The organism is Zongyangia hominis (genome assembly GCF_014385095.1).
Taxonomy (GTDB): domain Bacteria; phylum Bacillota; class Clostridia; order Oscillospirales; family Ruminococcaceae; genus Zongyangia; species Zongyangia hominis.
The window spans coordinates 69,850-94,731 of record NZ_JACRTC010000006.1 but is presented as its reverse complement, the minus strand read 5'-3'; the positions used below and the strand labels follow the sequence as shown (position 1 = coordinate 94,731).

General features: G+C 56.1%; 29 protein-coding genes, 1 other RNA gene and 1 other annotated feature. Of the genes, 18 read left to right on the top strand and 12 right to left on the bottom strand.

Annotation, left to right across the window (positions count from 1 at the left end):
* The first annotated feature begins 178 nt into the window (after positions 1 to 178).
* The 7 genes from pyrR to ruvX all read left to right on the top strand — a co-directional run bounded on the left by pyrR (position 179) and on the right by ruvX (position 6,072).
* Positions 179 to 727, top strand: coding sequence for a bifunctional pyr operon transcriptional regulator/uracil phosphoribosyltransferase PyrR (gene pyrR / locus H8709_RS09260; protein WP_262398096.1), 549 nt, complete (start codon positions 179 to 181; stop codon positions 725 to 727).
* Entirely contained in the window at positions 727 to 2,013 is a 1,287-nt protein-coding gene (locus H8709_RS09255; RefSeq protein ID WP_262398095.1) for a dihydroorotase, read from the top strand. Before pyrR ends, H8709_RS09255 begins: the two co-directional genes overlap by 1 nt.
* Positions 2,014 to 2,119: 106 nt before the next feature.
* Positions 2,120 to 3,049 carry an orotidine-5'-phosphate decarboxylase gene (pyrF, locus tag H8709_RS09250; RefSeq protein WP_262398094.1) on the top strand — a complete coding sequence of 310 codons (930 nt, stop codon included), beginning with the start codon at positions 2,120 to 2,122 and terminating at the stop codon, positions 3,047 to 3,049.
* Between the two features lie 167 nt (positions 3,050 to 3,216).
* On the top strand, positions 3,217 to 3,996 hold the full coding sequence (locus tag H8709_RS09245) for a dihydroorotate dehydrogenase electron transfer subunit (RefSeq protein ID WP_262398093.1): 780 nt from the start codon (positions 3,217 to 3,219) through the stop codon (positions 3,994 to 3,996).
* Positions 3,989 to 4,903, top strand: coding sequence for a dihydroorotate dehydrogenase (locus H8709_RS09240; protein ID WP_262398092.1), 915 nt, complete (start codon positions 3,989 to 3,991; stop codon positions 4,901 to 4,903). The genes H8709_RS09245 and H8709_RS09240 overlap by 8 nt, the downstream gene beginning before the upstream one ends.
* A gap of 51 nt (positions 4,904 to 4,954) precedes the next feature.
* Entirely contained in the window at positions 4,955 to 5,632 is a 678-nt protein-coding gene (locus H8709_RS09235) for a histidine phosphatase family protein (RefSeq protein WP_262398091.1), read from the top strand.
* Positions 5,629 to 6,072 carry a Holliday junction resolvase RuvX gene (gene ruvX, locus H8709_RS09230; protein WP_262398090.1) on the top strand — a complete coding sequence of 148 codons (444 nt, stop codon included), beginning with the start codon at positions 5,629 to 5,631 and terminating at the stop codon, positions 6,070 to 6,072. Before H8709_RS09235 ends, ruvX begins: the two co-directional genes overlap by 4 nt.
* 90 nt (positions 6,073 to 6,162) lie before the next feature.
* On the opposite strand, the gene H8709_RS09225 is transcribed toward ruvX, so the two are convergent.
* From H8709_RS09225 to H8709_RS09215, 3 genes are all read right to left on the bottom strand, one after another.
* Positions 6,163 to 6,546, bottom strand: coding sequence for a hypothetical protein (locus tag H8709_RS09225; protein ID WP_262398089.1), 384 nt, complete (start codon positions 6,544 to 6,546; stop codon positions 6,163 to 6,165).
* A 431-nt stretch (positions 6,547 to 6,977) separates the two neighbouring features.
* The gene (locus tag H8709_RS09220; protein WP_262398088.1) at positions 6,978 to 7,766 is read right to left on the bottom strand and encodes a class I SAM-dependent methyltransferase; all 789 of its coding nucleotides are present in this window, start codon (positions 7,764 to 7,766) and stop codon (positions 6,978 to 6,980) included.
* Between the two features lie 96 nt (positions 7,767 to 7,862).
* The gene (locus tag H8709_RS09215) at positions 7,863 to 9,203 is read right to left on the bottom strand and encodes a D-alanyl-D-alanine carboxypeptidase family protein (protein ID WP_262398087.1); all 1,341 of its coding nucleotides are present in this window, start codon (positions 9,201 to 9,203) and stop codon (positions 7,863 to 7,865) included.
* Positions 9,204 to 9,478: 275 nt separating this feature from the next.
* On the opposite strand from H8709_RS09215, the gene H8709_RS09210 reads away from it, so the two are divergent.
* Together H8709_RS09210 and H8709_RS09205 are read left to right on the top strand one after the other, a co-directional pair.
* The gene (locus H8709_RS09210) at positions 9,479 to 10,135 is read left to right on the top strand and encodes a metallophosphoesterase (protein WP_262398182.1); all 657 of its coding nucleotides are present in this window, start codon (positions 9,479 to 9,481) and stop codon (positions 10,133 to 10,135) included.
* Positions 10,136 to 10,261: 126 nt separating this feature from the next.
* Complete coding sequence (locus H8709_RS09205) at positions 10,262 to 11,176, top strand: AEC family transporter (RefSeq protein WP_262398086.1); 915 nt, start codon at positions 10,262 to 10,264, stop codon at positions 11,174 to 11,176.
* A gap of 265 nt (positions 11,177 to 11,441) precedes the next feature.
* Here the strand turns inward: H8709_RS09205 and H8709_RS09200 are convergent, their stop codons facing one another.
* Both H8709_RS09200 and H8709_RS09195 read right to left on the bottom strand, forming a co-directional pair.
* A complete protein-coding gene (locus H8709_RS09200; protein ID WP_262398085.1) occupies positions 11,442 to 12,389 on the bottom strand; it encodes a peptidylprolyl isomerase in 948 nt (315 codons plus the stop codon).
* Between the two features lie 798 nt (positions 12,390 to 13,187).
* Positions 13,188 to 13,349, bottom strand: a complete 162-nt coding sequence (locus tag H8709_RS09195; protein WP_262398084.1) for a hypothetical protein — start codon at positions 13,347 to 13,349, stop codon at positions 13,188 to 13,190.
* Between the two features lie 624 nt (positions 13,350 to 13,973).
* Between H8709_RS09195 and H8709_RS09190 the strand changes: the two genes are divergently transcribed.
* From H8709_RS09190 to H8709_RS09170, 5 genes are all read left to right on the top strand, one after another.
* Positions 13,974 to 14,276, top strand: coding sequence for a DUF1292 domain-containing protein (locus H8709_RS09190; protein ID WP_262398083.1), 303 nt, complete (start codon positions 13,974 to 13,976; stop codon positions 14,274 to 14,276).
* A gap of 79 nt (positions 14,277 to 14,355) precedes the next feature.
* Positions 14,356 to 14,549: non-coding RNA, 6S RNA (ssrS, locus tag H8709_RS09185), on the top strand.
* 33 nt (positions 14,550 to 14,582) lie between these two features.
* On the top strand, positions 14,583 to 15,296 hold the full coding sequence (locus H8709_RS09180; protein ID WP_262398082.1) for a tRNA threonylcarbamoyladenosine dehydratase: 714 nt from the start codon (positions 14,583 to 14,585) through the stop codon (positions 15,294 to 15,296).
* Between the two features lie 264 nt (positions 15,297 to 15,560).
* The gene (locus H8709_RS09175; RefSeq protein WP_262398081.1) at positions 15,561 to 15,926 is read left to right on the top strand and encodes a sulfite exporter TauE/SafE family protein; all 366 of its coding nucleotides are present in this window, start codon (positions 15,561 to 15,563) and stop codon (positions 15,924 to 15,926) included.
* Entirely contained in the window at positions 15,923 to 16,381 is a 459-nt protein-coding gene (locus H8709_RS09170) for a sulfite exporter TauE/SafE family protein (RefSeq protein ID WP_262398080.1), read from the top strand. The genes H8709_RS09175 and H8709_RS09170 overlap by 4 nt, the downstream gene beginning before the upstream one ends.
* 266 nt (positions 16,382 to 16,647) lie before the next feature.
* Here the strand turns inward: H8709_RS09170 and rplL are convergent, their stop codons facing one another.
* The 7 genes from rplL to rpmG form a co-directional block, all read right to left on the bottom strand.
* A complete protein-coding gene (gene rplL / locus H8709_RS09165; protein ID WP_262398079.1) occupies positions 16,648 to 17,028 on the bottom strand; it encodes a 50S ribosomal protein L7/L12 in 381 nt (126 codons plus the stop codon).
* Between the two features lie 69 nt (positions 17,029 to 17,097).
* Positions 17,098 to 17,631: a 50S ribosomal protein L10 gene (gene rplJ / locus H8709_RS09160; RefSeq protein WP_262398078.1), complete on the bottom strand. Its 534-nt coding sequence runs from the start codon at positions 17,629 to 17,631 to the stop codon at positions 17,098 to 17,100.
* An 89-nt stretch (positions 17,632 to 17,720) separates the two neighbouring features.
* Positions 17,721 to 17,894, bottom strand: a sequence feature (ribosomal protein L10 leader region).
* 38 nt (positions 17,895 to 17,932) lie between these two features.
* Positions 17,933 to 18,628, bottom strand: coding sequence for a 50S ribosomal protein L1 (rplA, locus tag H8709_RS09155; protein ID WP_262398077.1), 696 nt, complete (start codon positions 18,626 to 18,628; stop codon positions 17,933 to 17,935).
* A gap of 55 nt (positions 18,629 to 18,683) precedes the next feature.
* The gene (gene rplK, locus H8709_RS09150) at positions 18,684 to 19,109 is read right to left on the bottom strand and encodes a 50S ribosomal protein L11 (protein ID WP_262398076.1); all 426 of its coding nucleotides are present in this window, start codon (positions 19,107 to 19,109) and stop codon (positions 18,684 to 18,686) included.
* 165 nt (positions 19,110 to 19,274) lie between these two features.
* Positions 19,275 to 19,796: a transcription termination/antitermination protein NusG gene (gene nusG / locus H8709_RS09145; RefSeq protein ID WP_262398075.1), complete on the bottom strand. Its 522-nt coding sequence runs from the start codon at positions 19,794 to 19,796 to the stop codon at positions 19,275 to 19,277.
* 25 nt (positions 19,797 to 19,821) lie between these two features.
* Positions 19,822 to 20,067: a preprotein translocase subunit SecE gene (gene secE, locus H8709_RS09140; RefSeq protein WP_262398074.1), complete on the bottom strand. Its 246-nt coding sequence runs from the start codon at positions 20,065 to 20,067 to the stop codon at positions 19,822 to 19,824.
* Positions 20,068 to 20,090: 23 nt separating this feature from the next.
* On the bottom strand, positions 20,091 to 20,240 hold the full coding sequence (gene rpmG / locus H8709_RS09135) for a 50S ribosomal protein L33 (protein ID WP_178489057.1): 150 nt from the start codon (positions 20,238 to 20,240) through the stop codon (positions 20,091 to 20,093).
* 449 nt (positions 20,241 to 20,689) lie between these two features.
* Between rpmG and H8709_RS09130 the strand changes: the two genes are divergently transcribed.
* The 4 genes from H8709_RS09130 to argS are packed head-to-tail and all read left to right on the top strand — an operon-like array spanning position 20,690 to position 24,721.
* Complete coding sequence (locus H8709_RS09130) at positions 20,690 to 21,763, top strand: D-alanine--D-alanine ligase family protein (protein WP_262398073.1); 1,074 nt, start codon at positions 20,690 to 20,692, stop codon at positions 21,761 to 21,763.
* Entirely contained in the window at positions 21,756 to 22,571 is an 816-nt protein-coding gene (gene murI / locus H8709_RS09125) for a glutamate racemase (RefSeq protein ID WP_262398072.1), read from the top strand. The genes H8709_RS09130 and murI overlap by 8 nt, the downstream gene beginning before the upstream one ends.
* A 26-nt stretch (positions 22,572 to 22,597) precedes the next feature.
* A complete protein-coding gene (locus tag H8709_RS09120; protein WP_262398071.1) occupies positions 22,598 to 23,026 on the top strand; it encodes a DUF1934 domain-containing protein in 429 nt (142 codons plus the stop codon).
* Entirely contained in the window at positions 23,027 to 24,721 is a 1,695-nt protein-coding gene (gene argS, locus H8709_RS09115; RefSeq protein WP_262398070.1) for an arginine--tRNA ligase, read from the top strand.
* Positions 24,722 to 24,882: the final 161 nt, after the last annotated feature.

Here is a 24,882-nt window from a genome sequence, read left to right as displayed (position 1 = left end):
CGGTGCGGTATGGTGATTTTTCTTTTGCCGGGGGCTGCGAGGGGGAGGGCCGGGAATGCGGCCGCGGGCGCGATGATGCCCCACCGCCCGTCATGGGGCCGCGATTTGGGGCCCACCCAGCACCGGGGCGGAAAAGACAGAGCAACATTCAGAAATTAACGGGAAAGGAGGCGGCTGGATGCTCATAGAAAAGGCGCAGATCATGGACGAAAAGGCCATGGCCAGGGCCATGGCGCGCATCACCTACGAGATTATCGAGCGAAACCACGGGGTGGAAAATGTCTGCATCCTGGGGCTCAAATCCCGGGGCGGGGAAATTGCAAGGCGGATTGCGGACAAAATCCAGGAGATCGAGGGGCGCAGCATCCCGGTGGGGATGTTGGACATTACCCCCTTCCGGGATGATATCCCCAAAGACGCCCAAATCGAGGACACCAGCTCCATCCCCTTTGACGTCACCGGGCGCAAAATCGTGCTGGTGGACGACGTCATGTACACCGGCCGGAGCACCCGGGCGGCGCTGGACGCGGTGATGGCCCGGGGCCGTCCCGAGGCGGTGCAGCTTGCGGTGCTTATCGACAGGGGGCACCGGGAACTGCCGCTGCGGCCCGATTTTATTGGAAAGAATGTGCCCACCTCCCGGAACGAGGAAATCCGCGTCATGATGCGCGAGCGCGACGGGGTGGACAAAGTCAGTATTTATGTAAAAAAAGAGGAGGCGCGCTGATGGAACTGCTCATCAAAGGAGCGACCGTGATCGACCCCAGAAACCGCCTGCACCGGGTGATGGACGTGGCGGTGGACCATGGCGTCATCACCGGCGTCCACCCCCAGATCGACGCCGCTTTGGCCGAACGGGTCATCGACGCGACGGGCATGGTGGCGGCCCCCGGTTTTGTGGACATGCACGTCCATCTCAGAGACCCGGGCCAGACCCACAAGGAGGACATCCTCTCGGGGTGTGAGGCCGCCGCCGCCGGAGGGGTGACGTCGGTCATCTGCATGCCCAACACCAATCCCCCGGTGGACAGCGAGGAGATCATCTCCTACATCTACGATAAGGCGGCGGGAGCCAAGGCCAAGGTCTATCCGGCGGCCACCATTACGAGGGGGATGCGGGGGACAGAACTGGGGGACTTCTCCCAGCTCATGGCGGCAGGGGCCATCGCCGTCACCGACGACGGCCGCCCGGTGGAGAACGCCCGGCTCATGCAGGAGTGCATGGAGCTCTGCGCCGCCCTGCGTCTGCCGGTCATCAGCCACTGTGAGGATTTGGGTATCATCGACGGGGGCATCATCAACAAGGGCGTCGTGTCGGCGGATCTGGGCGTCAAGGGGATGGACCGCAGCTCGGAGGACAGCGTCACGGCCCGGGAGATCGCGCTGGCCGAGGCCACCGGTTCCGCCATCCACATCGCCCATGTGAGCACCAAGGGTTCGGTGCGTACCATTCGGGACGCCAAACGGCGGGGTGTGCGGGTCACCTGTGAGACGGCGCCCCACTATTTCCTCCTCACCGACCGGGAGCTGAGAAGCCGGGACGCCAACCTCCGCATGAACCCGCCGCTGCGGGAGCGGGCGGATGTGGCGGAAATCATCGCGGGGCTTGTCGACGGAACCATCGACGCCATCGTCACCGACCACGCCCCCCACACCGAGGAGGAGAAGGCCGACTTCCTCACCGCCCCCAACGGCGTGGTGGGGATGGAAACCTCCTTCGCCGCCTCTTATACGGCGCTGGTGGACACCGGCATCCTGTCCCTCGACCACCTGGTGCGGCTGATGAGCTTAAATCCAGCCAAGATCATGAAGCTGGGGGACAATTCCCTCAGAGAGGGCAACCCCGCCGACATCGTCATCTTCGACCCCAAGGAGCGGTGGACGGTGGACCGGGAGAAGCTCCATGGAAAGAGCAAGAACACGCCGTTTCACGGGCGGACCTTCACCGGCAAGGTGAAGATGACCATCCTGGGCGGCAATGTGGTATTTACCGATCATAACTGGGGCAGATAACGCCCCCACGCGCCGGAGAAGGCGCGGGAAGCTCCGTCAAAAATGACTTCGCCGGCGGGGCACAAGGAAGGAGCGGCCGGAGTGCGAAGCGGCCGGGGAGGATATTATGGCTTTGGACCGACTGATTGAAAGAATTGTAGCGACGCAAAACCCCACCGTGGCGGGACTGGACCCCAAACTGGACTACCTGCCTTCTTACCTCAAAGAGGAGGCCTTTGCACGGCACGGCAAGAACCTGGCGGGGGCCGCGGCGGCGATTTTGACGTACAATAAAGCCCTCGTCGACGCGCTGTGCGACATCGTGCCGGCGGTCAAGCCTCAGCTTGCCTACTACGAGATGTACGGCGTGGAGGGGGTCAGGACCTTCTATGAAACGGTGGCCTATGCCAAGGAGAAGGGCATGTTCGTCATCGCCGACGGCAAACGCAACGACATCGGCACCACCATGGAGGCCTATGCCACCGCCCACCTGGGAGAGGTGGAAGTGGAAGGGGAGATGTTTACCCCCTTTGGCAGCGACGCGCTGACCGTCAACGGCTACCTGGGCTCGGACGGTGTGAAACCGCTCTTAAACGTCTGCGAGAAACTGGACAAGGGCATCTTCGTCCTGGTCAAGACCTCCAACCCCTCCTCCGGGGAGTTGCAGGATGAGCACATCGGCGATCGGACCGTCTATGAGGTGATGGGTTCCATGTGCGAGGAGTGGGGAAAGGCTTTGCCGGGCAAATACGGCTACTCGGGCGTGGGCGCCGTGGTGGGCGCCACCTACCCCGAACAGCTCGCCGAGCTGCGGAAGAAGCTGCCCCACACCTTCTTCCTGGTGCCGGGCTACGGCGCCCAGGGCGGCGGGGCCAAAGACGTGGCCGGCGCGTTTGATGCCCGGGGCCTTGGCGCCATCGTCAATTCCTCCCGGGGCATTCTTTGCGCTTGGAAGAAGGAAAACTGCGACGAGCGGGACTTTACCGGTGCGGCCCGCCGGGAGGCCATCCGGATGCGGGACGACATTGTCTCGGTCAGCGGCAAGGCTTCCCTCTAGGAGCGGTTTGGGCGAAAGGCAATGTTTACAAAAAGGAACTAGTTCCAAGCGCAAAATTGGCGGGGCCGCCCCTTGCGGGGGTGCTCCGTTTCCGTTACAATAAAAGGGTGGGCAAAGGAGGGCGCTCCGGGGCCCGCCCTTTGCGCGAAAGAAAGGCGGTTGTGGGGATGCAATATCAGCAAGGGAGCTTTCCCATCGTCGGCAGACAGGAAATCGCCGACGGCATTTATGACTTTAAAATCCAGTGCCCCGAAATGGCCGAACAGGCCAAAGCGGGCCAGTTTGTACATATTCGCTGCCCAGGGGTGACCCTGCGGCGGCCCATTTCCATCTGCCAGATTGACAGAGCGGCGGGAACCCTCCGTCTGGTGTTTGAAGTCAAGGGGGAGGGCACCCGGAACTTGGCACAGCTTCGCGTGGGCGATGAGATGGACGTGATGGGGCCGCTGGGCAACGGTTTCGATCTGCGAAAGACGGCCGGGAAAGCCGTCTTTGTGGGCGGCGGCATCGGCGTCCCTCCCATGGTGGAGGCGGCGGCCGCTTATGGCGCTAAGGCTGCGGCCGTCCTCGGCTTCCGGGACAAAAGCCGGGTCATCTTGGAGGAAGACATGAAAGCCCTTGGCTGCGACGTCACCGTCTGCACCGACGACGGCTCCTATGGACGAAAGGGGCTCGTCACCGACGCGGTGAAGGAGCTGCTCATGGAGGGCGATGTGAACGCCATCTACGCCTGCGGCCCCATGGTGATGCTGGAGGCCCTGGCAACCCTCGCGAAGGAGTACGGCGTCCGGTGCCAGGTATCCCTGGAAGAGCGGATGGGCTGCGGCGTGGGCGCGTGCCTTGTCTGCGCCTGCAAGACAAAGACCAAAGACGGCGAGGAAAATTACAGCCACGTCTGTAAAAACGGCCCCGTCTTTGACGCACAGGAGGTGGTATTCCATGGCTGATCTGCGGGTCAACATCGCGGGGGTAACACTCAAAAATCCGGTCATCACGGCTTCGGGCTGTTTTGGCTTTGGCCGGGAATATGAGGACCTCTACCCCCTGTCCAAGCTGGGGGGCGTCTCCCTCAAGGGGATGACCTATCAAAAACGCCTGGGCAACCCGCCGCCCCGCATCGCGGAGACGCCGTCGGGGATGCTCAATTCCGTGGGCCTGCAAAACCCCGGAGTGGAGAGCTTCATTGAAAACGACCTGCCCTATTTAAAAACCCAGGACACCGTGCTCATCGCCAACGCGGCGGGCTCCACGGTGGAGGACTACTGCCGTCTGGTGGAGCGCCTTTCCGAGACGGAAATCGACATGATCGAGCTCAACATCTCCTGCCCCAACGTCAAGGAGGGCGGCGTCGCCTTCGGCGTCTCCTGCGAGGGCGCGGCGGGCATGGTGAAAGCGGTGCGGAAATACTGCAAGAAGCCGCTGATGGTCAAGCTCTCCCCCAACGTCACCGACATCGTTTCCATCGCCAAAGCGGTGGAGAGCGAGGGGGCCGACGCGGTGAGCCTCATCAACACCCTCCTGGGGATGCGCATCGACATCCATTCCCGGCGTCCGGTACTCAAAAATAACGTGGGCGGCATGTCCGGCCCGGCGGTCTTCCCCATTGCGGTGCGGATGGTCTGGCAGGTGGCAAACGCCCTCTCCATCCCGGTAGTGGGCATGGGCGGCATCGATAAATGGGAAGACGCCGTGGAAATGATGATGGCGGGGGCCGCGGCCGTCCAGGTGGGCGCCGCCATGTTCTGGGACCCCTGGGCCCCGGTGAAGATCGTGGAGGGGCTGGAACATTATCTCGAAGAAGAAAAGATTGAGAAAGTTTCCGACATTGTGGGAACCGTCCGGCCCTGGGCATAGCGGGGCCGATATACTGATACAGGTAACACGCCAAAAAAGGAGCTTGTAAGAATGACTAAGGTTTATTTAATTCGCCATGGAGAAGCGCTGGGCAATGTGACCCATGTTTTTCAGGGGCTGTCCGACCTGCCGTTGACCGATAACGGCAGAAAACAGGCAAAGCTGGTGGGAGAGCGCATGAAAGCAGTGCATCTGGACAAAGTATATGCGAGTCACATGACCCGTGCCCAGGATACGGCCCAGGCGGTAGCTTCCTGCCAGGGGCTGCCGGTGATCACCGAACCCGGCGTGGTGGAGATCAACGGCGGGGAGTGGGAAGGCCAGTATTGGCCCGACATGCCCAAAAAGTATCCGAGGGAAACCTATCTGTGGGACCACAACATTTATAAGCTCTGTATCCCCGGCGGTGAGCCCATCCAGCACGTATGCGAGCGGATGCGGGATACCGTCCGGAAGTTAGCCAAAGAAAACGAGGGGAAGACCATCGCGGTGGTGTCCCACGGCGGCGCCATTCGCTGCCTCATGCAGTCGGCTATGCACTTGGAGCCCGATGAGATGGACAAACTGCCCTGGTGCGACAACACCTCGGTGACTCTGGTAGAATACGACGACAATTTTGATACCCATGTGGTATTTTATAACGATGCTTCCCATCTGGATGTGGACGGCGTGGAAGTCAACGACGACAAAGCCTGGCAGATGGAAAGCCTGGAGGAGAAACGCGCATGAAGATCATGGCTGTTGATTTAGGAGACGCGAGGACCGGTCTGGCCGCCTGCGACCGCACCGAGTTTTTGGCGTCCCCCATCGGCGTCATCCACGAGAAGGACATGAAAAAGGTCCTGATGCAGGTGTCCATCGCCGTGGATGAATATCAAATCTCCCACGTGGTGGTGGGCTACCCCAAGAATATGGACGGCACCGTGGGGGAGCGGGCGCTCAAATGCGAGCGCTTTGCAAAGCTCCTTCAGAACATCGTACCGGTTCCGGTGGAGCTGTGGGACGAGCGCAGGACCACGGTGACCGCCCACGACATCCTCAATGAGGCCGATATCCGGGGCCAAAAGCGCAAGGACATGGTGGATGAGGTAGCGGCGACCATCATACTGGAAAGCTATCTCGATTACCGCAGAAACCAAAAGGCCAAGGAGAAAAAAGAACAGCAATAGCCGCAGGCTTTTGCGCGAAGAGGGAGTCCCCAAGGACATTGATGAAAAGAAAGCAGCCGCTTCAATCAGCGGCTGCTTTTTCAGTTCCTTTTATTTGATGCGGGAAACCAGCTGGCAATAGACATAGACGTTTTGAATCTTCTTGGCCTCCACGTTGTCGTCCGCCTGGATCACAGGCTGGGTTTCGGAGGGGGTGATGTAGAGCTTGAAGACGATGGCGTCCTGCCCCACCCGCATGTTGCGGATGTGCTTGTAGGTAAAGTTGCGTTTGGCAATGTCCAGGTAGTGGAAGATGATCTCCTCGATGTTATTGTCGGTAAAACAACGCAGGATATCCGATTCGTCGTGCATTTCTAAAATGGCCTTGGCCTCGGCGAAGCTCAAGTTGGTGCATTTGAACTCCCCTTGGTTGAGGATGGACATCATGTTGCTGTTGTCGAGCAGCAGCAGCGGCGTATAATTCATGTCTGACATAAGGATACCCTCTTTCTATCATCATTCGCTTCTTCCTACGGAATTCCTGCCAGAGAGGGCTTTTGTTGCAATTTTAACAAAGATATTTTGCATTTTTTGGCTTATTTTCCGCTTGTAATTTTATCCTAGCATGAAAAATGCACGAAAGCAACCGCTTTCATGCATTTTGTAGGAAGTACAGAAGGGGGGAGCAGAATCTTGGAGGATATGCCAAAGGAAGGCCCCCGCCCACAATAGCTTCTCCCGGCCGCGCTCAAAATTCTTGCAGCGTCGCAACAGCCGGGAGGGGAACTGAGAGCCGAAAGAGTGGCGCGAGGATTACACGCTTTACCCAGGCGTTCCCAAATCCCTGATGGCGGCGGACCAGCCAAAGGAAATGGAAGGATGCACGCCTTGCCCTGGCCCAAAAAGGAGCTGCGGGAAAAACTAGCCTATTTTTTAGACCGGAGCACGGTCATGGCCGCGTAGTGGAGGATGTCGAACCGCTCGGGTGCGATGCGCTCGAGCAGCGCCCGATGCTCCCTTTCAAAGGCGGCGATCTCAGCGTCGGGCAGGGAAGCGCCGATGCCCCGGCAGGCCTTGATGCGGCCATTCCAGCTTTCCCGGGTGAAGGGGACGGAAAGATCGAAACATAGGGATGCCTCCACGTCGAAGAGGGAATCGGCTTCTTTCGGTATGGCGATGGGGTGCCTCACCTCGCCGCCCCCCGACCACTGTGGGTTATGGCGCAGGACCAGCGCTTCGCTTTCTCCCGCGATGGGGTCCTCCTCGGGCAACCAAGCCATATAGAGGATGGCCAGTTTGCCGCCGGGGCGGAGCATCCGGTGGATATTGGGCAGGACTTTCGCCGGGTCGAAATAGAAAAAGCATTGACAGGCGGTGACGACGTCAAAGCTCTCGTCGGGGAAGCACAGGTCCTCCGCCGGGCCCACCGTGAAGTCGATATCCATGCCGGCCTCCCCGGCCAGGCGGCGGGCCTGGATGATCTGATTTTCCGCGATGTCGGCGCCGGTGAAGCGAGCGCCATGGGCGTAAAGGTTCCGGGGCAGGACGCCGGTGCCGGTGCCGAGGTCCAGCACCCGCTGGCCCCGGGTGCAAAGACCCAGCTCCAAAATTTTTTCATAAAAGGCGGGCGGGTAGATGTCCCGGTAGGCCGCGTAGTCCTGGGACGTGCGGCCCCAGTCAAAGGATGCGCCCGCGTCGATGTTCACTCGGTTCATATTGCACCAGCTTTCTGTAGAATCTCGGGGATTGCGGGCGAAACCCGCGGATAATAAGAGGGGCAGGACCATGAGGTCCTGCCCTTGTCGGTGTCGTTAGAGCTTGCGGCGCTGTTTGATCGCCTTATACTTCTTTCGGTTGTGGTTGCGGATGATCATCAGGACAATATAGCCGATGATGACGATGATGATAAACGCGAAGAAGAACTTAAACCAAAAAGATTTAAAGATGTTGCCGATGGCGTCCAGGATGGAAAGGAGGAAATTGGGCTCGTGGGACTCGTTGGCGATCAGGTCGATGGTGCCGATCTTCTCCCCCGAGAGAACCACGCTGGCCGTACCCAGCTTCTCTCCCTGCTTGATGGGCGCTTTGACAAATTCGGGCAGGTCGTCGTTGGGGATGATCTGCACGCTGGAAGCGTCGATATCGGCGGGAATGAGAGCGGAGAAGCTCTGGCCGGTGGCCAAGGGAATATAATCTTGTCCCCAAACGAGCTTGAGGGGCAGCTCCTGGATATGCTCCCCGGTCTCCACCAGGGTTTTGACACGGAAGGTCTCAAAGGCCCAGTTGAGAAGGTTGTTGGTGTCCACAAAGGCCAGGTTATCCGCCAACTGGTTGCCCTTGTCGTCGGTCTGGGGCGCGCCCATGACCACGGTCAGATAGGTGTAGCCGTCCTTGGTGGCGGTGGAAATAAAGCACCGGCCCGCCTCGTCGGTGGTGCCGGTCTTGACGCCGGTGACATAGGGGTTATAGTATTTGCTGCCGTTTTCCATCAGATAGTTGGTGGAGACGAGCGTAAAGGTCCCCCGCTTGTTGGTGCCGTCGATGGTGTATCGGGAGGAACCGCAGATTTCTTTAAAGACGGGGTTTTTTAAGGCCTCCTGGGTGATGAGGAACATGTCCTTGGCGGTGGTGTAGTGGCTGGGGGAATGGAGGCCATGGGGGTTGACGAAGTTGGTGTTCTTACAGCCGAGCGCTTTGGCCCGCTCGTTCATCATGTCGATGAAGTTGGGGATGGAGTCGTCGCCCAGGTCGTAGGCCACCATGTTGGCCCCCTCGTTGGCCGACTGGAGCATCATGCAGTAGAGCAGCTGCCGCATGGTCAGCGTCTCCCCGCCTAAAATGCCCGCGGTGGAGATATTCAGCCCCGCAAACTCGTTAAAGAGGGAGTTCTTGGCAGTGACGGTGTGAGCGTCCAGATCGTCGGTGTTTTCCAGCGCCAACAGGGTGGTCATAATTTTTGTCAGCGAAGCCGGATACATCTCCTTGTCCGCATTTTTTTCAAAGATTACTTCGCCGGTGTCCAAGTTCACCATATAGACCGCCTCGGCGTTGACCTCAAAATCGGGGGTATAGGCGGCGAATGCTGAAAAGAAAGTGGAGAAGATGGAACAGCAGATGACAAATGATAAGAAGAAGGCAATTTTCTTTTTCATAAGTTTTCTCTCCCGCATGTTGGTTGTCTATGCAAATCGGTTTTACTTAAATCAAGGAAATCAAAAATTTATTCTCTTTTAGTATATCAGAAACCAAAAGAAATAGAAAGGTATATTTCCAGCTTTTTGCCCGATTCGCCGGGATAAAAGGGTTCTTGACAAATTGCGGGGAGAGGGCATACAATAAAGATGATAAATGCCCCGCGGGGAGTCTGGCCGCGGGGCCAATTTTCTGTCAGGCACTCCACGGCAAAGGGGGAAGCGCATTGATTTACGTGACGGGAGATCTACACGGCGACTTGGAACGCTTGAAAAGCAAGAGCTTTAAGAAGCTCAAAAAAGGGGACACGCTGATCGTCTGCGGCGATTTTGGCTTTGTCTGGGACGGCGGCAAGAAGGAGCAGAAGGTCCTGAAGTGGATTGGAAAGCGCCGGTATCAGGTGCTGTTCGTCGACGGCACCCATGAGAACTTTGACCGTCTCTTTGACTATGAAAAATACGAGTTCGGCGGCGCCGAGGCTCGGCACATCAGCGGAAAGCTCTCCTATCTCCAGCGCGGTTGCGTCTACGAGATCGAGGGGAAGAAGATTTTCACCTTTGGCGGCGGGGAGAGCGAAAACATTGAGACGCGGGAGAAAAACAAACTTTGGTGGCCCCAGGAAATGCCGGAGGAAGAGGAGTTTGCCCGAGGCCGGGAAAACCTGCGTGCGTGCGGCAATGAGGTGGACTACATCATTACCCACGAGACTACCGCCACCGTCCGCACCTTTTTGGATATGGACTGCCACGACATCAACAATCTCCACGATTACCTGGATGAAATCGCGAAGACCACCAAATTTAAGGGATGGTATTTCGGCAATTATCATATGGATAAAATGATATCCCCGCTTTATACCGCCGTGTTTAAAGAGGTCGTGGCGCTCAAATAAGGGGCCCAACGACAAGATGGCGGCAGAAAATCAGGATTTGCAGCGCCTCTTTCCCCTAGTTTTACGCTGGGGAAAGAGGCATTTTGCCGGGAAGTCCGGCGACAAGATGGAGGAGAGAACACAAACATGGGAACAGTGTTAATCAAGGCGGTCAGCTTTCTGCTTATCATCGCCGCGGGCTACACCCTCAAAAGGGTGGGCCTATTTGGGCCGGGGGACTACCGTATCGTCATCAAAATTATCATGAACATCACCCTGCCCGCTGTCATCATCACCAGCTTTGCGGACTTTCCGCTGGACCTTTCCATGCTGGGCATCATCGTCCTGGGACTGTGCGCCAACCTGTGTATGGCCGGCGTGGGCTATCTGATGGCACGGAAAAAAGACGGCGATCACAAGGCCTTTAACGTCCTCAATTATTCCGGCTTTAACATCGGCTGTTTCACCCTGCCCTATGTCCAAAGCTTTATGGGCTCCTTTGGCGTCATCGTCACCAGCATGTTTGACGCGGGTAACTCCATCATGTCCACCGGCGGCACCTATGCCGTGGCCTCCCAGTTCGCCGGGCAGGGGGAGCCCCAGTCGGTCAAGCGCTTTTTTCAGAAGCTCTTCTCCTCGGTGCCCTTTGACACCTATGTGCTCATGCTCCTTATGGCCTTTCTGGGCCTGCGCTTTCCCTCCTTTGTCTACGACATCACCGGCACCTTCGGCGCGGCCAACACCTTCCTTTCCATGCTCCTCATTGGCCTGGTCTTTGAGTGCAACCTGGACCGCAACAAGCTCAAGAGGGTGGCCAGCAACGTGATCCTGCGCTATGTCTGCGCCACCGCCCTGGCGCTGTTTTCTTACTTTGTCTTGCCCTTCTCCCTGGAAATCCGGCACGTGCTGGTGGTGGTGGCCTTTTCCCCCATCCCGGTTATGGCCCCCGTCTTCACCGAGAAACTGGGCGGGGACGTCACCCTGGCGGGGGTTATCAATTCCATCTCCATCATTATCAGCCTCACGGTCATCACGTCACTGATGGTGCTTTGGCAGATATAAAAGGAAGAAAAAGCGGGACACCATGAGGTGTGTCCCGCTTTTTGATGCGCGCAGCTGTGCTCCATTCCCTGCGCGCCTGGGACGGCAGGGGGCGAAAGGCGCGTGGAAAGCAGACCGCTGTACGGCGAGCTTCCCATAAGCGACCGGGAAAGCGGCCGGTTTTCCCCGCCGCGCAGAGTGAAAGCGCAAAACGTTTTGCCTTCCCAACAAAAAAACAGCCGCGTTGAAGTGCAGCTTCAACGTGGCTATTTTTATTCGATCACTTTTATGCGTAAGTCTTGACTTCGATGGACTGGATGATGACATCCTCCTTGGGTTGGTCCTTGTCGTTGCCGGTACCGCCCTTTACTTCCACCGCGGCGATTTTGTCCACCACGTCCATGCCCTCGATGACCTGACCGAAGACGGTGTGTTTGTTGTCCAGATGGGGCGTGCCGCCCACCTCTTTGTACTTGTCGATGGCGGACTGGTAATATTTTTTGGCCTCCTCGGGGACACCTTCCTTGACAGCGGCCTGGATGGCGGCGTTTTCCTTGTCGGCCTCGGCGTTAAATTCCTCCTCGGTCACGTCTTTTTTGTCGGAAAACTTGGCGTAAAGACGGGCGTTTGCTTCGGCCACCAGCTTGTTAAAATAAATGTTTTGTAAAAAGGCTTCCTCCTCCTCGGCGGTGGTGGGCTTTTGGGAGGATTGGACAATGAAGAACTGACTGCCGTTGGAGTTGGTGCCGGAGTTTGCCATGGAGAGAGCGCCCCGGAAGTTGTAGAGATTGTTGGAGAACTCGTCCTCAAACGGCTTACCCCAGATACTCTCGCCACCGGTGCCGTTGCCCTTGGGATCGCCGCCCTGAATCATGAAGTCCTTGACCACTCTGTGGAAATTCAGGCCGTTATAATAGCCATCTTTGGCGTGGGTCAGGAAGTTTTCCACTGCCTTGGGTGCCTCATCCTTAAAGAAGCGGACGGTGATGTCTCCCAAACTGGTCTTGATGACCGCAATTTCTTCCCCCGCTTTGGGCGGCTCAAACTGTTTAAGGGCAACCGGGTCGCCCGCCTGAAATTCCGGCGCCTGGGCGGTGGACCCGCTGGAGGACGAGGAAGAAGTGGAAGACGAGGAAGAAGTGGAAGACGAGGAAGAGGACTCATTCTTTTTTGCACACCCTGTCCATGCGAAAACCATAGACGCGGCAAGGAGTGCTGCCAATACTTTTTTCATCAAATTTGTCACCTCATTATATTCTTTGCCGGCCATCCCGGAACATGCGCCGCATCTATGGAAAAGGCTCTACACTTCGATGCATATGGCGCGTGTTCTAGGCCGCTGGGGTTCCCATCCTGCGCCGGGAAGGGAAGCGGGCCTTTGCCCCCTGAGATTACGCCAATGCCCGCCATGCAACGAACCTCATTATACCGCAAATGAGGGGACGAGACAACGACAGAACGTAAATAATTTGTAAATCAAAGGGTAGGGGAGAAAATGTAAGCGGAGAATCGCAGAAACGAGGATGCATCTACGCAAAAAAACAAGCCGCTATGATTTTCATCATAGCGGCTTGTTTTTATTTCATGTGAAATTAAGACTAAATTTGTCTGTAGCTTAGGTTCATCCCTTTTCTATCAGCAACAACTCGCGGCTTCATACTTGTGAAAACTTTACATGATGTCAACAGGATACACTGCTTACTTTTGTCTTAGCTTTTTTAAAGATAAGCTATACCTTTCACTTATCTTCTTACAAGTAGAATCTGGATCACCGCAGTGATCGGTGAGAAGCTAGTTTCGCATTGATTACATTTCATCGCTTTACAGAGGGTACAATTAAAATCTTGGTATTGATTTTACGCGTTCATAGGAGACTTTTTCGTGTATCCTAAGGGTAACGCTTTGTTCTGCCGCATTGGATGCAGAACGATTGTATTCCTGCGGGTGTATTGCTGATTTGTTTTCAATACTGACATACGCTTCGCTTGCTGCAAGAATTCAAGTTGCTGAAATAACAGGATCAAATCAAATATTACATTGGAAGAATGCTCCATTCGATTTTTTTGTCCCATCGGATGTTCTCAATTTCATCCGACTCGGCAGACATATCTGCTACCCTTGCTATTTCATGGGATTCACCACTTTCAGATATTTTATATCTTAAGAAAGCCCTTCGGCAAATCTTTCGTTCCATCAATATGCTGGGATCTCTTCTTTTTTTACAGAAGACTATCAGCGTGTATCATCATCTTCTTCGGAATAAGACTCCGCTATCTGTTAACCATCAGAACATGCTTCAAATCGAAATGTTTCCTTATCTTGGTGTAACCAAACAGGACAGATGATGTTATCGAGCGCCGCCCATATATTCATGGAACGCAGCTGAATTTCCTGGCATTTCTTCGTACATGGGTACCGCCCCCTTTCGTTTATTTGAGGAAATTCAGTATCACTTCTTGTTTGGCGGTGCTACTTACTCATTTTCCAGTTTCACCACCGAAGGGATACTTCTCGGAGGAAACACCCGCTTCCCAAATGCAGTGAGACATCTTTCTCGGACAGTAGTTCCATCCTTCTACAGGATCTCATTTACCATCTTTCAGATACTATGGATTGGGGAGAAGGTTTACTTTCCTTCCTGTGACTATAATATACCACAGGGGATAGAAGTTGTCAATAGTTTTTTTTAACTGATTTTTATATTTTTGTGAATATTGTATTGTTTTTGCAAAGGTGGATTGACAGGGGTCCGCAATTGCATTACACTTTTATTACATCGCCCGCTGATGGGAAGAATGAACCAAAGGAGATGATTGGAATGCCGGAAGAGATGGAGTTTGGCCCGGATATCCTGACACTGGTGGATGACGAAGGCGTGGAGCATCAGTTTGAGGTTATTGATACCCTGGAGTTGGAAGACGACCGTTATATCGCGCTCATTCCCGTCTATGACGACGCGCAGGACGCGGTGGAAGACGACGGGGAGCTGATTCTGCTCAAAGCGGAGATGGAAGGGGACGAAGAGTTCCTGGTGGCCATCGAAGACGAAGAGGAGTTTAACAAAGTGTCTGAAATTTTCCTCGATCGTTTGGATGAATATTACGATATTCAAGAATCCTAGGCGATCATCCTTGTTTATCCTGTGACAAATGTGATATAATAAGAGCGTGGAAAAGACCATGCAACCAAGTCAAAGAAAATACACCCTGCGAAGTGCGATAAAGTGTGACCATATATAATCCAACACTTGATGAAAAGGAAGCTCGGCTCCGGCAGCGGATTGCAGACCTCCCGCCCTCGGGCGGACGAAGGGAGCGTGAAGCTGCAGGGCGGGCATCCACCCTGTCTAAAGACGGGTTTTCATACAGTCACATGGCGGCTTTGTGGGGTATATTTATGCCCATTTTTAAAAGGAGAGAATGCCATCATGGAACACTGGCTTTCCAGAACCGAGCTGCTGCTGGGGACTGAAAATTTGGAAAAGCTCCGGGAGAGCCGGGTGGCGGTGCTGGGCCTTGGCGGCGTGGGGAGCGCGGCGGCCGAGGCGCTGGCGCGCTGCGGCATAGGACACCTGCTCCTTGTCGACAGCGACCGGGTGGAGCTTACCAACCTCAACCGTCAGCTGGTGGCTACCCGGGACGTGCTGGGGAAGTATAAGACCCGGGTTTTGGCCGAGCGCTTTTCCCGCATTGGGGATGGGCTCCAGGTGGAGACGGCCGAGGAGTTTTACCTGCCTGAAAACCGGGATTTCCTCTTTGAGTTTGCCCCCCATTTTCTGGTGGACGCCATTGATACGGTCACAGCCAAGCTGGATCTGGCCGTACAGTGCCGGGACCGGGGCATCGGCCTCATCACCTGCCTGGGCACAGGCAACCGGATAGACCCCTCCCAGCTCGTTTTAGGCGATATTGCCGACACGGCGGGGTGCGGCTGCAAGCTGGCCCGGGTCATGCGCCGGGAGCTGCGGCGCCGGGGCATCGAGCACACGCCGGTGCTTTACAGCACCGAGACGCCCATGCAGACTCTCTACGTTCCCGATTCCCCTAAGGGGCGCCATTCACCGGGAAGCACGGCCTTTGTGCCGCCGGCCGCCGGATTCTTTCTGGCCTCCTATGCGGTGCGGCAGCTGCTGGGGCTATGATAAACAAAAGAAAAACTGCTGGCTCATTCATTTCCTGTACAAAACAGGGAATACTAGAGCCAGCAGTTTTTTTGGTTAGGCAAGTCATAGCCCATGCATATGAGAAAAAGTTCTGTGAAGAATGCGCGCTGGCAAAACAAGTCGCGGCAATCACGCTACTTAAAGCAAGCCAGTGGGGAACGCCTGGAAGAGGAACGCGCCGCAGAAAAGCCCGCCGGGCGCGCAATGCAGGGGCAGATCACAGGGGAAAGGAGGGAAGGCCGTATGGCGGAAAAAAAGAAAAAGAGCATCACCACCTCCCTCATCGGGGTGGCCATCGGGTTTCTCAACGGCATTTTCGGCTCGGGGGGCGGCATGGTGGCGGTGCCTTTTCTCAAGGCGAGCGGACTGGAAGCGAAAAAGGCTCATGCCACCTCCATCGCCGTCATCTTTTTTCTGAGCATCTTCAGCCTCTGGCTCTATATGGGCAAAACTCAGCTCCAATTTACCGAGTGGATCTATTACATCCCCGGCGGCGTGGCGGGCGGCATCTTAGGCGCTTGGTTGCTTCCGAGGATTCCCCAGAAGCTTCTGCGCCGCATCTTCGGGGCGCTCATTATTTTTTCCGCCGTGCGGCTGCTGATGCGATGAATTGGACGGAAATCCTGCTTACCACCCTGACCGCCTTCCTAGCGGGCACCATCAGCTCCATGGGCATGGGCGGGGGAGGTATCCTCCTGCTCTACCTGACAGCTTTTGCCGGTGTGGCCCAACTAAAGGCCCAGACCATCAACCTGATCTTTTTTATGCCCATCGCCGTCATCGCCCTCATCATGCATACCAAGAACAAGCTGGTCAATTGGAAGGTGGTGCTTTGGGTTACCCTCTTCGGTTACCTGGGCGTTTTTCTCGGCTACCAGGCGGCCGTCTTTGTGGGGGAGGACATGCTGCGCAAGCTCTTTGCCGTGTTTCTGCTCTTGATTGGTGTCAAAGAGCTGTTCTTCAAAGACAAGTCGGAGAAGAAAGAGCCCGTCAAAATCCACCCCGCGCCGGAAGGAGAGGAGAATCTGGAAAAGATCCACCAGGAGGAAAACGGCCTGGACTGACCGTCTGCCGGTGGGCCACCTACCGGTAGGGGATGTCGCGCCAAAGTGATAAGTGATACAGATATGTGGGCGCATACCACGCGGTGTGAGTCCAGTTCAAAGTACAAAGCTGTGGCCCATCTGCGCTATAAACGTGTGCGCCGCGCCAGGGTTTCGGATGGCATGGGGGCGCGATATGCCGACCGCTAGGTCCAGCGGTCGCTGAAACTAGCGCAAAAAAAGAGGATTCGCAACCGCGAATCCTCTTTTTGTTGATCCAAAGGATCTTATTTAACTTCAACTTCTGCGCCGGCATCGGCCAGTTTCTTGGAGATGTCGTCAGCGTCAGCTTTGGAAACGCCCTCTTTGATTGCTTTCGGAGCGTTGTCAACCAGCTCTTTGGACTCTTTGAGGCCCAGGCCGGTGATCTCTTTGACCAGTTTGATTACGCCCATTTTGCTTGCGCCGGCGTTCTTCAGGATGACGTCAAACTCGGTTTTCTCTTCAGCAGCGGCAGCACCGGCAGCAGCGGGAGCAGCAGCGACAGCAACAGGAGCGGCAGCGGAAACGCCGAACTCCTCTTCCAGAGCTTTGACGAGCTCGGAGAGCTCCAGAACGGTGAGGGATTTAACCTCTTCAATCAGATTTAAAACTTTCTCAGAAGCCATGATATGTTACCTCCATCAATTTCTTTTCATTTGTTTTGGGTCCTACTCAAAAGCGCGGGAATCCTTCCCTTATGCGCTCTGCTTTTCAGCGATTGCGTTAAGCGCGACGACCAAACCACGCAGATTCGCAGACAGTACGTTTGCAAAGCCGGAGATCGGTGCGTTGAGTCCTCCCAGAGTCTTGGCGATAAGCTCTTCTCTGGAGGGCAGTTTGGAAAGTTCTTTGACGCCTGCGGCATCCAGAGGCTTTCCGTCGACAAAACCTGCTTTGATCGCAAATTTACCTTTGGTGTCATCGGAATATTTGCACAAGATTTTTGCCGCGGCCACAGGATCGGATGCGCTGGTAGCCAGCGCGGTGGTGCCTTCCAGGACAGAGGAAATCTCTTCCAGGTCGGTGCCTCCCAGCGCGAAGCGGAGCATGGTGTTCTTGATGACCGCATATTCGACGCCGGCCTCGCGCAGATCGCGACGCAGCTTGGTGTCGTCGGCCACCGTGATACCCTTGTAATCCACCAGAACGCCTGCGGCGGAATCACTCAGCTTCTGGGCGAGATCCGCGACCAGCTGCTGTTTGGATTTCAGTACTTTCTCATTTGGCAAGATTTTTCACCTCCCGTACCTTCTCCCTGCAGGGGAGAAAGAATGTTTCACTCAATATCTTACATATCAAATGGAAACCAAATTGTTGCCGGTCCAAACAAAAAGCCCTTCCCACGTCGCCGCAGGAAGGGCTATCAATCACATTACAGGACAAACGGCCCATGGCCATTCGTTCTTTGCATTGATCGCGCGTCCTCGGCAGGCGGGTAGCATACCCATTATGTTTGAACACCTGCTGTCTTTGGAAACAGCTTTATTATCATAACACAGACCTTAGCCTATGTCAATATCCGCCCTCAATTTAAGCGGAGTATTTCGCCGGGTTGATCTTGATGCCAGGGCCCATGGTGGTGGCGACCACACAGGACTTGATATACTGGCCTTTGGCCGCGGCGGGTTTTGCCTTGACAATGGCGTCCATCAGGGTGGAGAGGTTCTCGCCGAGCTTCTCTACGCCGAAGGAAGCTTTGCCGATGGGGCAGTGGATGATGTTGGTCTTGTCGAGACGGTACTCGATCTTACCGGCTTTCGCCTCAGTGACAGCCTTGGCCACATCCGGGGTGACGGTGCCGGCCTTGGGATTGGGCATGAGTCCGCGCGGGCCGAGGATTTTACCGAGACGGCCAACGACGCCCATCATGTCCGGAGTGGCGATGACCACGTCAAAGTCCAGCCAATTCTCCTGCTGGATCTTCTGCATCATATCTTCGCCGCCGACAAACTCAGCGCCAGCCGCTTCGGCGGCCGCGATGTTGTCGCCCTTGGCGAATACCAGCACGCGGACCTGTTTACCGGTGCCGTTGGGCAGCACGACCGCGCCGCGAACCTGCTGGTCAGCGTGACGGGAATCGACGCCCAGTCTCACATGAACTTCAACAGTTTCATCAAACTTGGCCTTCGCGGTCTTCACAGCCAGATCCAACGCCTCATTGGAATCATAGGTCTGGAAGCGGTCGAACAGTTTGGAACTGTCTTGATATTTTTTACCGTGTTTCATTAGTGTTCCTCCCTCATAAGTGGTGTTTACGGAATGTTCCTCCCACCGGAGAGCATTAGTCTACAACTTCAATGCCCATGCTGCGGGCCGTACCCGCGATCATGCTCATAGCGGACTCGATGTTGGCCGCGTTGAGGTCAGGCATCTTCTGCTGCGCAATCTTTTCGACCTGCTCCTTGGTGATCTTTGCAACCTTGGTTTTGTTCGGCACGCCGGAACCGCTTTCAATGCCGCAGGCCTTTTTGATGAGGACCGATGCGGGCGGAGTCTTGGTGACGAACGTGAAGGAGCGGTCAGCGTAAACAGTGATAACAACAGGAATGATCAGTCCCGCATCGTTCTTCGTGCGCTCGTTAAAATCTTTTGTAAAAGCCATGATATTGACGCCGTGCTGTCCAAGAGCAGGACCAACGGGGGGCGCCGGAGTGGCTTTTCCGGCCGGTATTTGCAGCTTGATGTAGCCGACTACCTTTTGAGCCATAATTTGCACCTCCAAAAATTGTGGTCAATGGCGGAAGACCTATAACGGATCCTCCTCCCACAGGTGAAGCTCCACGATATTGTTCTTCACCCTTGTAAACACATGAGGCTTCCGCCCCATGCAACTCAAAGCCCCTTTCGGAGCGTTTAAGTTCCTTTAAAAAAATCAGTCGACGAGTTCGACCTGGCCCAACGCCAGTTCCACCGGCGTCTCGCGGCCGAACATAGAAACGGTGACCCGCACCGAACCGGCGTCCCTGTCCAGCGCCTCGACAATTCCCACAAAGCCTTCGAGGGGACCCTCGATGATCTTGACGGAATCGCCCACGCTGTAGGTGACCTCGACCTGTTTGACTTCGACGCCCAGCGCCTCCACCTCCGCTTCAGTGAGGGGGACGGGCTTGGAGCCGGGGCCCACAAAGCCGGTGCAACCGCGGGTGTTGCGCACCACGTACCAGCTGTCGTCGGTCAGCACCATCTTGACGAGCACATAGCCCGGGAAGATTTTGCGTTCCACTTCGCGACTTTTGTTGTCCTTTAGTTCCACCACCGTTTCGGTGGGAATTTTCACCTCATGGATCAGATCGTGAAGACCGCGGTTCTCGACCACTTTTTCAATGTTTTGAGCAACCTTGTTTTCATAACCAGAATAGGTGTGGACAACATACCATTTTGCAGCTTCAGACATGATTTAATCCCTCCACGCTTTTCACTTAAGCGATTTTAAGGAAAGCGTTGACCAGCAGGGACATTAAGGCGTCCACGCCCCAGATGAACGCGCCCACGATCAGCATCATCACAATGACCACGATGGTGTTGTTGACGACCTGTTTTTTGGTGGGCCATACGATCTTCTTGGACTCGCCTTTGAAATCCCTGAAGAAACGGCCAATTCTTTTGGCGATATTTTTCGGACTAAATCTGCCTTTTTTCGTGTCCTTCGTTTGGGTAGATGACATCTTGACAGTCCTGCCTTTCTCGCCTACTTGGTTTCCTTGTGAAGCGTGTGTTTCCTGCAGAAACGACAATACTTGTTCATTTCGAGTCTGTCAGGGTCGTTCTTCTTGTTCTTCATGGTGTTGTAATTGCGCTGTTTGCACTCTGTGCACGCCAAAGTAACTTTGACTCTCATATCGGCACCTCCTGAGTAACGGAATTTTTTGCCTCCCTCGTAAAGAGAACGCTTGAGTTTTGCCATCCCTTTTCGGCTGCCCGTCGGGCGAGAAAGGGGACCTTTTCTTTGTGCGCTTCCAAGCGGCGGAGCCCGCGGTCATGCGCCGGACAAAGCGTCCTTTGCACGCGCAAACTTAACCGGTTAAAAAAGCGCATAAAAAAATAACCCTTTTAGAGGTAGTAATACTATACCACAAGACCCTGGGACAAGTCAAGAAAAATCCGAAAGAAATTCTAAAATTGGAAACAATCTACTATGAATTTAAGAGGAAAACAATTGCACGGGAAAGCGTATTATGATACACTACTACTGTTCATGTACTTTTATTTATGTACGTTTGACAGAGAGCGTACGTCTGCGCCTTTTCCCGGCGCGGCGTAGTTTATTGTATAGGAGTGTGACAGCCCGTGTCAAGGCTATGTTTGGGCGTCCTGTTCGGCGGGGCCTCCAGCGAACACGAAGTATCTTTGGTTTCCGGCGCTTCGGTGCTGCGAAACGTTCCCCGCGACCGGTATGACGTGGTGATGATCGGCATTACGAAGGACGGCCGGTGGTACCATTATACCGGAGAGATCGACCGCATCCCCGACGGCTCCTGGGAGAAGGAGCACTGCACCCCGGCGGCTATCACCCCCGACCGCGGCCGCCATGGCCTCACGGTTTTCCACCCGGAAGGGGTGGAAAACATCCGCCTCGACGCGGTGTTCCCCGTGCTCCACGGTAAAAACGGGGAGGACGGCACCATGCAGGGGCTCTTGGAGCTCAGTGGCATTCCCTGTGTGGGTTGTGGCACCCTGGCTTCGGCGGCCTGTATGGACAAAACCGTCACCCGCACCCTTTTGGAGCAGGCGGGCATTGCCGGCGTCCGGTGGGAGAAGGTCATGTGCTACGAGATGGATTCCTTCGACGAGATCGAAGCGCGCATTGAAAAGAACCTCGGTTATCCTGTTTTCGTCAAACCCGCCAACGCCGGGTCCTCGGTGGGCATTTCGAAGGCCAGGGATAAAGATTCCCTGAAGGCGGCTTTGGAGAAAGCCTTCGTCCACGACCGCAAGGTCATCGTGGAGGAAGCGGTCGTCGGCGACGAGGTGGAATGCGCGGTGCTCGGCAACGACGACCCGTTTGTTTCGGTGGTGGGCGAGATCGTCCCCGAGGCGGATTTTTACGACTACGACGCCAAGTATAAAGACGGCACCACCGCCCTCTACATCCCGGCCCGCATCGAGCCGGAGGTGGCGCAGGAAATCCGCCGCACCGCCAGACAGGCGTTTTTGGCGCTACACTGCGCGGGGTTTGCCCGGGTGGACTTTTTCGTGAGAAAAAGCGACCGGAAGGTGCTCTTAAACGAGCCCAACACTATCCCGGGCTTTACCGATATTAGTATGTATCCCAAGCTGATGGAGCATTCCGGGGTGCCATATCCCCAGCTCATCGATAAGCTCGTACAGCTTGCCATGGAAAGGGCGGGTGCAAATGGATAAGCGACCCATCGGCGTGTTCGACTCGGGGCTCGGAGGACTGACCGTGGTCAAAGAGCTGAGAAAAATTCTCCCGGGGGAGGACATCATCTATTTCGGCGACACCGGCCGGGTCCCCTACGGCACCCGGAGCCGGGAGACCATCCGCCGGTATGCGGCCCAGGACATCCATTTCCTGTGCAGCCACGACGTCAAGATGGTCGTTGCCGCCTGCGGTACGGTCAGCTCCGTCCTCACCGACAAGGATGTGCAGGATATCGGCGTCCCCTACACCGGCGTGGTGCGCCCGGCGGCCCAGGAGGCGGCCTCCCTGTCCCAAAACGGCAAGATCGGGGTCATCGGCACCACCGCCACCGTTCATTCCGGCGCTTATGGCAAGGCCATCCGGGGCATCCGCCCCGACGCCGCGGTGGTGGGACGGGACTGTCCCCTCTTTGTGCCGCTGGTGGAAAACGGCCAGGTGGGCAGGGACAATGAGATCACCCGGCTGACGGCCAAGATGTATTTGGAGCCATTTTTTAAAGAAAACATCGACACCCTTATCCTCGGATGCACCCACTATCCCATCATCTACGACATCATCGCCGACGTCATGCAGTACGCGGTGGTGTTTGTGGACCCGGGCCAGGTGACGGCCCGGTATGTGAGCAGTTATCTGATGCAAAACGGCCTGAGCAGTGAAAAGGCCCAGGGCGGGACCTGCCACTATTACGTCAGCGACCAGCTGGATACGTTTGCAGACGTGGCCGGCATCTTCTTAGGGGAGAATGTGGACGGTAAAGTAGAATATGTGAGTGTGGACACGTTATAATTCGCGCAAAAGAAAGGGCAAAAGCATTGAAAAAGGAAGTTATTATCTCGATCACAGGCAAACAGCGGGTGGACGGAGAGGACGACGTGGTGGAACTGACCACCATGGGCAACTATTATGTCCGGGACGGGGTCCAGTACATCCGCTACGATGAAAGCGGCGCCACCGGTTACGACGGTTGCAAGACGACGTTGAAGGTCAAGGGCAACGACATGGTCACCATGATCCGTTCCGGCCCCTGCCGCTCCCAGCTCATTGTGGAGAAGGGGCGGCGGCATCAGTGCCACTACGCCACCGAAATGGGAGATCTGATGGTGGGGGTGTTGGGCAGCAACATCCGAAACGGCCTTGACAGCCACGGCGGCAGTATCCGCTTTGCGTATTCGCTGGATGTCAACGCCTGTCTCGCCAGTGAAAATGAAGTGTCAATCAACATCAAGGAGTGCAACGGATAGATGGCAAATCTGGTAAAAGAAGCGAAAGATCAACTGAAGGAAGTCATTCTCAACGCCATGGGCATGGCGGTGGCCGACGGCCAGTTGGAGCCGGTGCCCTTGCCGCCCTTCACCATTGAAATCCCCAACGATACCTCCCATGGCGACTTTGCCGCCAATGTGGCCATGGTCTGCGCCAAGGCGCTGAAAAAGAACCCCCGGCAGATCGCGTCCGTCCTCATGGAGCGGATGATCTTTGACGGCACCTATTTTGAGCGGTGCGAGGTGGCGGGACCGGGATTCCTCAACTTTTTCCTGTCCAAGCGTTGGTTTGCCAAGGTCATCAAGGCCATCGAGACCGACGGGGAAAACTACGGCCGCTCGGATGAGGGCGGGCACAAAAAGGTGATGGTAGAGTTTGTCTCGGCCAACCCCACCGGCCCCATGCACATGGGCAACGCCCGGGGCGGCGCGCTGGGCGATTGCCTGGCGGCGGTCCTCGACTGGGCGGGCTGCGATGTGACAAGGGAGTTTTACGTCAACGACGCCGGCAACCAGATCGAGAAGTTTGCCGGTTCCCTGGAGGCCCGGTACCTTCAGATCTATAAGGGAGAGGACGCCGTCCCCTTCCCGGAGGACGGCTACCACGGCGAGGATATCAAGGTGCGGGCGAAAGAATTTGCCGCTCTGCACGGCGACGCTTTTGTGGAGGCCGGCTCCAAAGAGCGCCGGGAGGCACTGGTGGACTACGCCCTGCCCAAGAACATCAAGGGGCTGCGCACCGATCTGGCCAAATACCGCATCGAGTACGACGTGTGGTTTCGCGAGAGCGTCCTCCACGAGAGCGGGGCCATCGACGACGTGGTGAAGACCCTCTCCGACAAGGGCCTGACCTATGAGAAGGACGGAGCGGTCTGGTACAAGGCCACCTCCTACGGCGGGGAAAAGGACGAGGTCCTCATCCGCGCCAATGGAAATCCGACCTATTTCGCGGCGGACATCGCCTATCATTACAATAAATTTGCGGTCCGGGGCTTTGACAAGGTCATCAACGTCTGGGGCGCGGACCACCACGGCCATGTGGCCCGTCTCAAAGGGGCCATGGACGCCATCGGCCTAGACGGAAACAAGCTGGACATCGTACTCATGCAGTTGGTGCGGCTGACAAGGGACGGGGAAGTGGTGCGGATGAGCAAGCGCACCGGCAAGGCTATCACCCTGACCGACCTCATCGACGAGGTGCCCATCGACGCGGCCCGCTTCCTCTTTAATATGCGGGAGCCGGGGAGCCAGATGGAGTTTGACTTGGGGCTTGCCGTGGAGCAGTCCTCCCAGAACCCGGTCTACTACGTCCAGTACGCCCACGCCCGCATCTGCTCGATACTCAAGAATCTGGCGGCCGAGGGCATCGCTCCCGCCGCGCGGAGCCTCGACGAGCTGCTGTGCTTTGAAGCGCCCGAGGAAATCGAGCTCATCCGCTATCTCTCCATCTATCCCAACGAGATTTTGGAATCCGCCAAGACCTATGACCCGGCCCGGATTACCCGGTATGTCATCGAGCTTGCCAACAAGTTCCACAAGTTTTATAACGCCTGCCGAGTCAAGGGCGAGGCGGAAAATGTGATGCAGGCCCGTCTGGCCCTGTGCCTGGCCGTGCGCACCGTCATCCGCAACGTGCTGACCATGCTCAAGATCAACGTCCCCGACACCATGTAGCCACCTGGCGGTGGGGCGAGACGCGCTCTGGGCCGTTTTGAGGCGGAGATGCCACGCCCACGCCGAAAGACGGGACGCCACCTAGCGGTGGGGCCCGACGCGCTCCGAACTATACGCATGCATAGAAAACGAAATATCATAGACTTTCGGACCATGCGGTC

Bases quoted from the DNA above. Each gene is read 5' to 3' on its own strand.
- rplK (WP_262398076.1), bottom strand. From the start codon at position 19,109: ATGGCTCAAAAGGTAGTCGGCTACATCAAGCTGCAAATACCGGCCGGA.
- rplL (WP_262398079.1), bottom strand. From the start codon at position 17,028: ATGGCTTCTGAGAAAGTTTTAAATCTGATTGAAGAGGTTAAATCCCTC.
- pyrF (WP_262398094.1), top strand. From the start codon at position 2,120: ATGGCTTTGGACCGACTGATTGAAAGAATTGTAGCGACGCAAAACCCC.
- murI (WP_262398072.1), top strand. From the start codon at position 21,756: ATGGATAAGCGACCCATCGGCGTGTTCGACTCGGGGCTCGGAGGACTG.
- H8709_RS09255 (WP_262398095.1), top strand. From the start codon at position 727: ATGGAACTGCTCATCAAAGGAGCGACCGTGATCGACCCCAGAAACCGC.
- H8709_RS09220 (WP_262398088.1), bottom strand. From the start codon at position 7,766: ATGAACCGAGTGAACATCGACGCGGGCGCATCCTTTGACTGGGGCCGC.
- H8709_RS09205 (WP_262398086.1), top strand. From the start codon at position 10,262: ATGGGAACAGTGTTAATCAAGGCGGTCAGCTTTCTGCTTATCATCGCC.
- rplA (WP_262398077.1), bottom strand. From the start codon at position 18,628: ATGAAACACGGTAAAAAATATCAAGACAGTTCCAAACTGTTCGACCGC.
- nusG (WP_262398075.1), bottom strand. From the start codon at position 19,796: ATGTCTGAAGCTGCAAAATGGTATGTTGTCCACACCTATTCTGGTTAT.
- secE (WP_262398074.1), bottom strand. From the start codon at position 20,067: ATGTCATCTACCCAAACGAAGGACACGAAAAAAGGCAGATTTAGTCCG.
- H8709_RS09200 (WP_262398085.1), bottom strand. From the start codon at position 12,389: ATGAAAAAAGTATTGGCAGCACTCCTTGCCGCGTCTATGGTTTTCGCA.
- H8709_RS09235 (WP_262398091.1), top strand. From the start codon at position 4,955: ATGACTAAGGTTTATTTAATTCGCCATGGAGAAGCGCTGGGCAATGTG.
- pyrR (WP_262398096.1), top strand. From the start codon at position 179: ATGCTCATAGAAAAGGCGCAGATCATGGACGAAAAGGCCATGGCCAGG.
- H8709_RS09180 (WP_262398082.1), top strand. From the start codon at position 14,583: ATGGAACACTGGCTTTCCAGAACCGAGCTGCTGCTGGGGACTGAAAAT.
- H8709_RS09175 (WP_262398081.1), top strand. From the start codon at position 15,561: ATGGCGGAAAAAAAGAAAAAGAGCATCACCACCTCCCTCATCGGGGTG.
- H8709_RS09170 (WP_262398080.1), top strand. From the start codon at position 15,923: ATGAATTGGACGGAAATCCTGCTTACCACCCTGACCGCCTTCCTAGCG.
- H8709_RS09190 (WP_262398083.1), top strand. From the start codon at position 13,974: ATGCCGGAAGAGATGGAGTTTGGCCCGGATATCCTGACACTGGTGGAT.
- H8709_RS09225 (WP_262398089.1), bottom strand. From the start codon at position 6,546: ATGTCAGACATGAATTATACGCCGCTGCTGCTGCTCGACAACAGCAAC.
- H8709_RS09240 (WP_262398092.1), top strand. From the start codon at position 3,989: ATGGCTGATCTGCGGGTCAACATCGCGGGGGTAACACTCAAAAATCCG.
- ruvX (WP_262398090.1), top strand. From the start codon at position 5,629: ATGAAGATCATGGCTGTTGATTTAGGAGACGCGAGGACCGGTCTGGCC.
- H8709_RS09215 (WP_262398087.1), bottom strand. From the start codon at position 9,203: ATGAAAAAGAAAATTGCCTTCTTCTTATCATTTGTCATCTGCTGTTCC.
- H8709_RS09195 (WP_262398084.1), bottom strand. From the start codon at position 13,349: ATGGAACGAAAGATTTGCCGAAGGGCTTTCTTAAGATATAAAATATCT.
- H8709_RS09245 (WP_262398093.1), top strand. From the start codon at position 3,217: ATGCAATATCAGCAAGGGAGCTTTCCCATCGTCGGCAGACAGGAAATC.
- argS (WP_262398070.1), top strand. From the start codon at position 23,027: ATGGCAAATCTGGTAAAAGAAGCGAAAGATCAACTGAAGGAAGTCATT.
- rpmG (WP_178489057.1), bottom strand. From the start codon at position 20,240: ATGAGAGTCAAAGTTACTTTGGCGTGCACAGAGTGCAAACAGCGCAAT.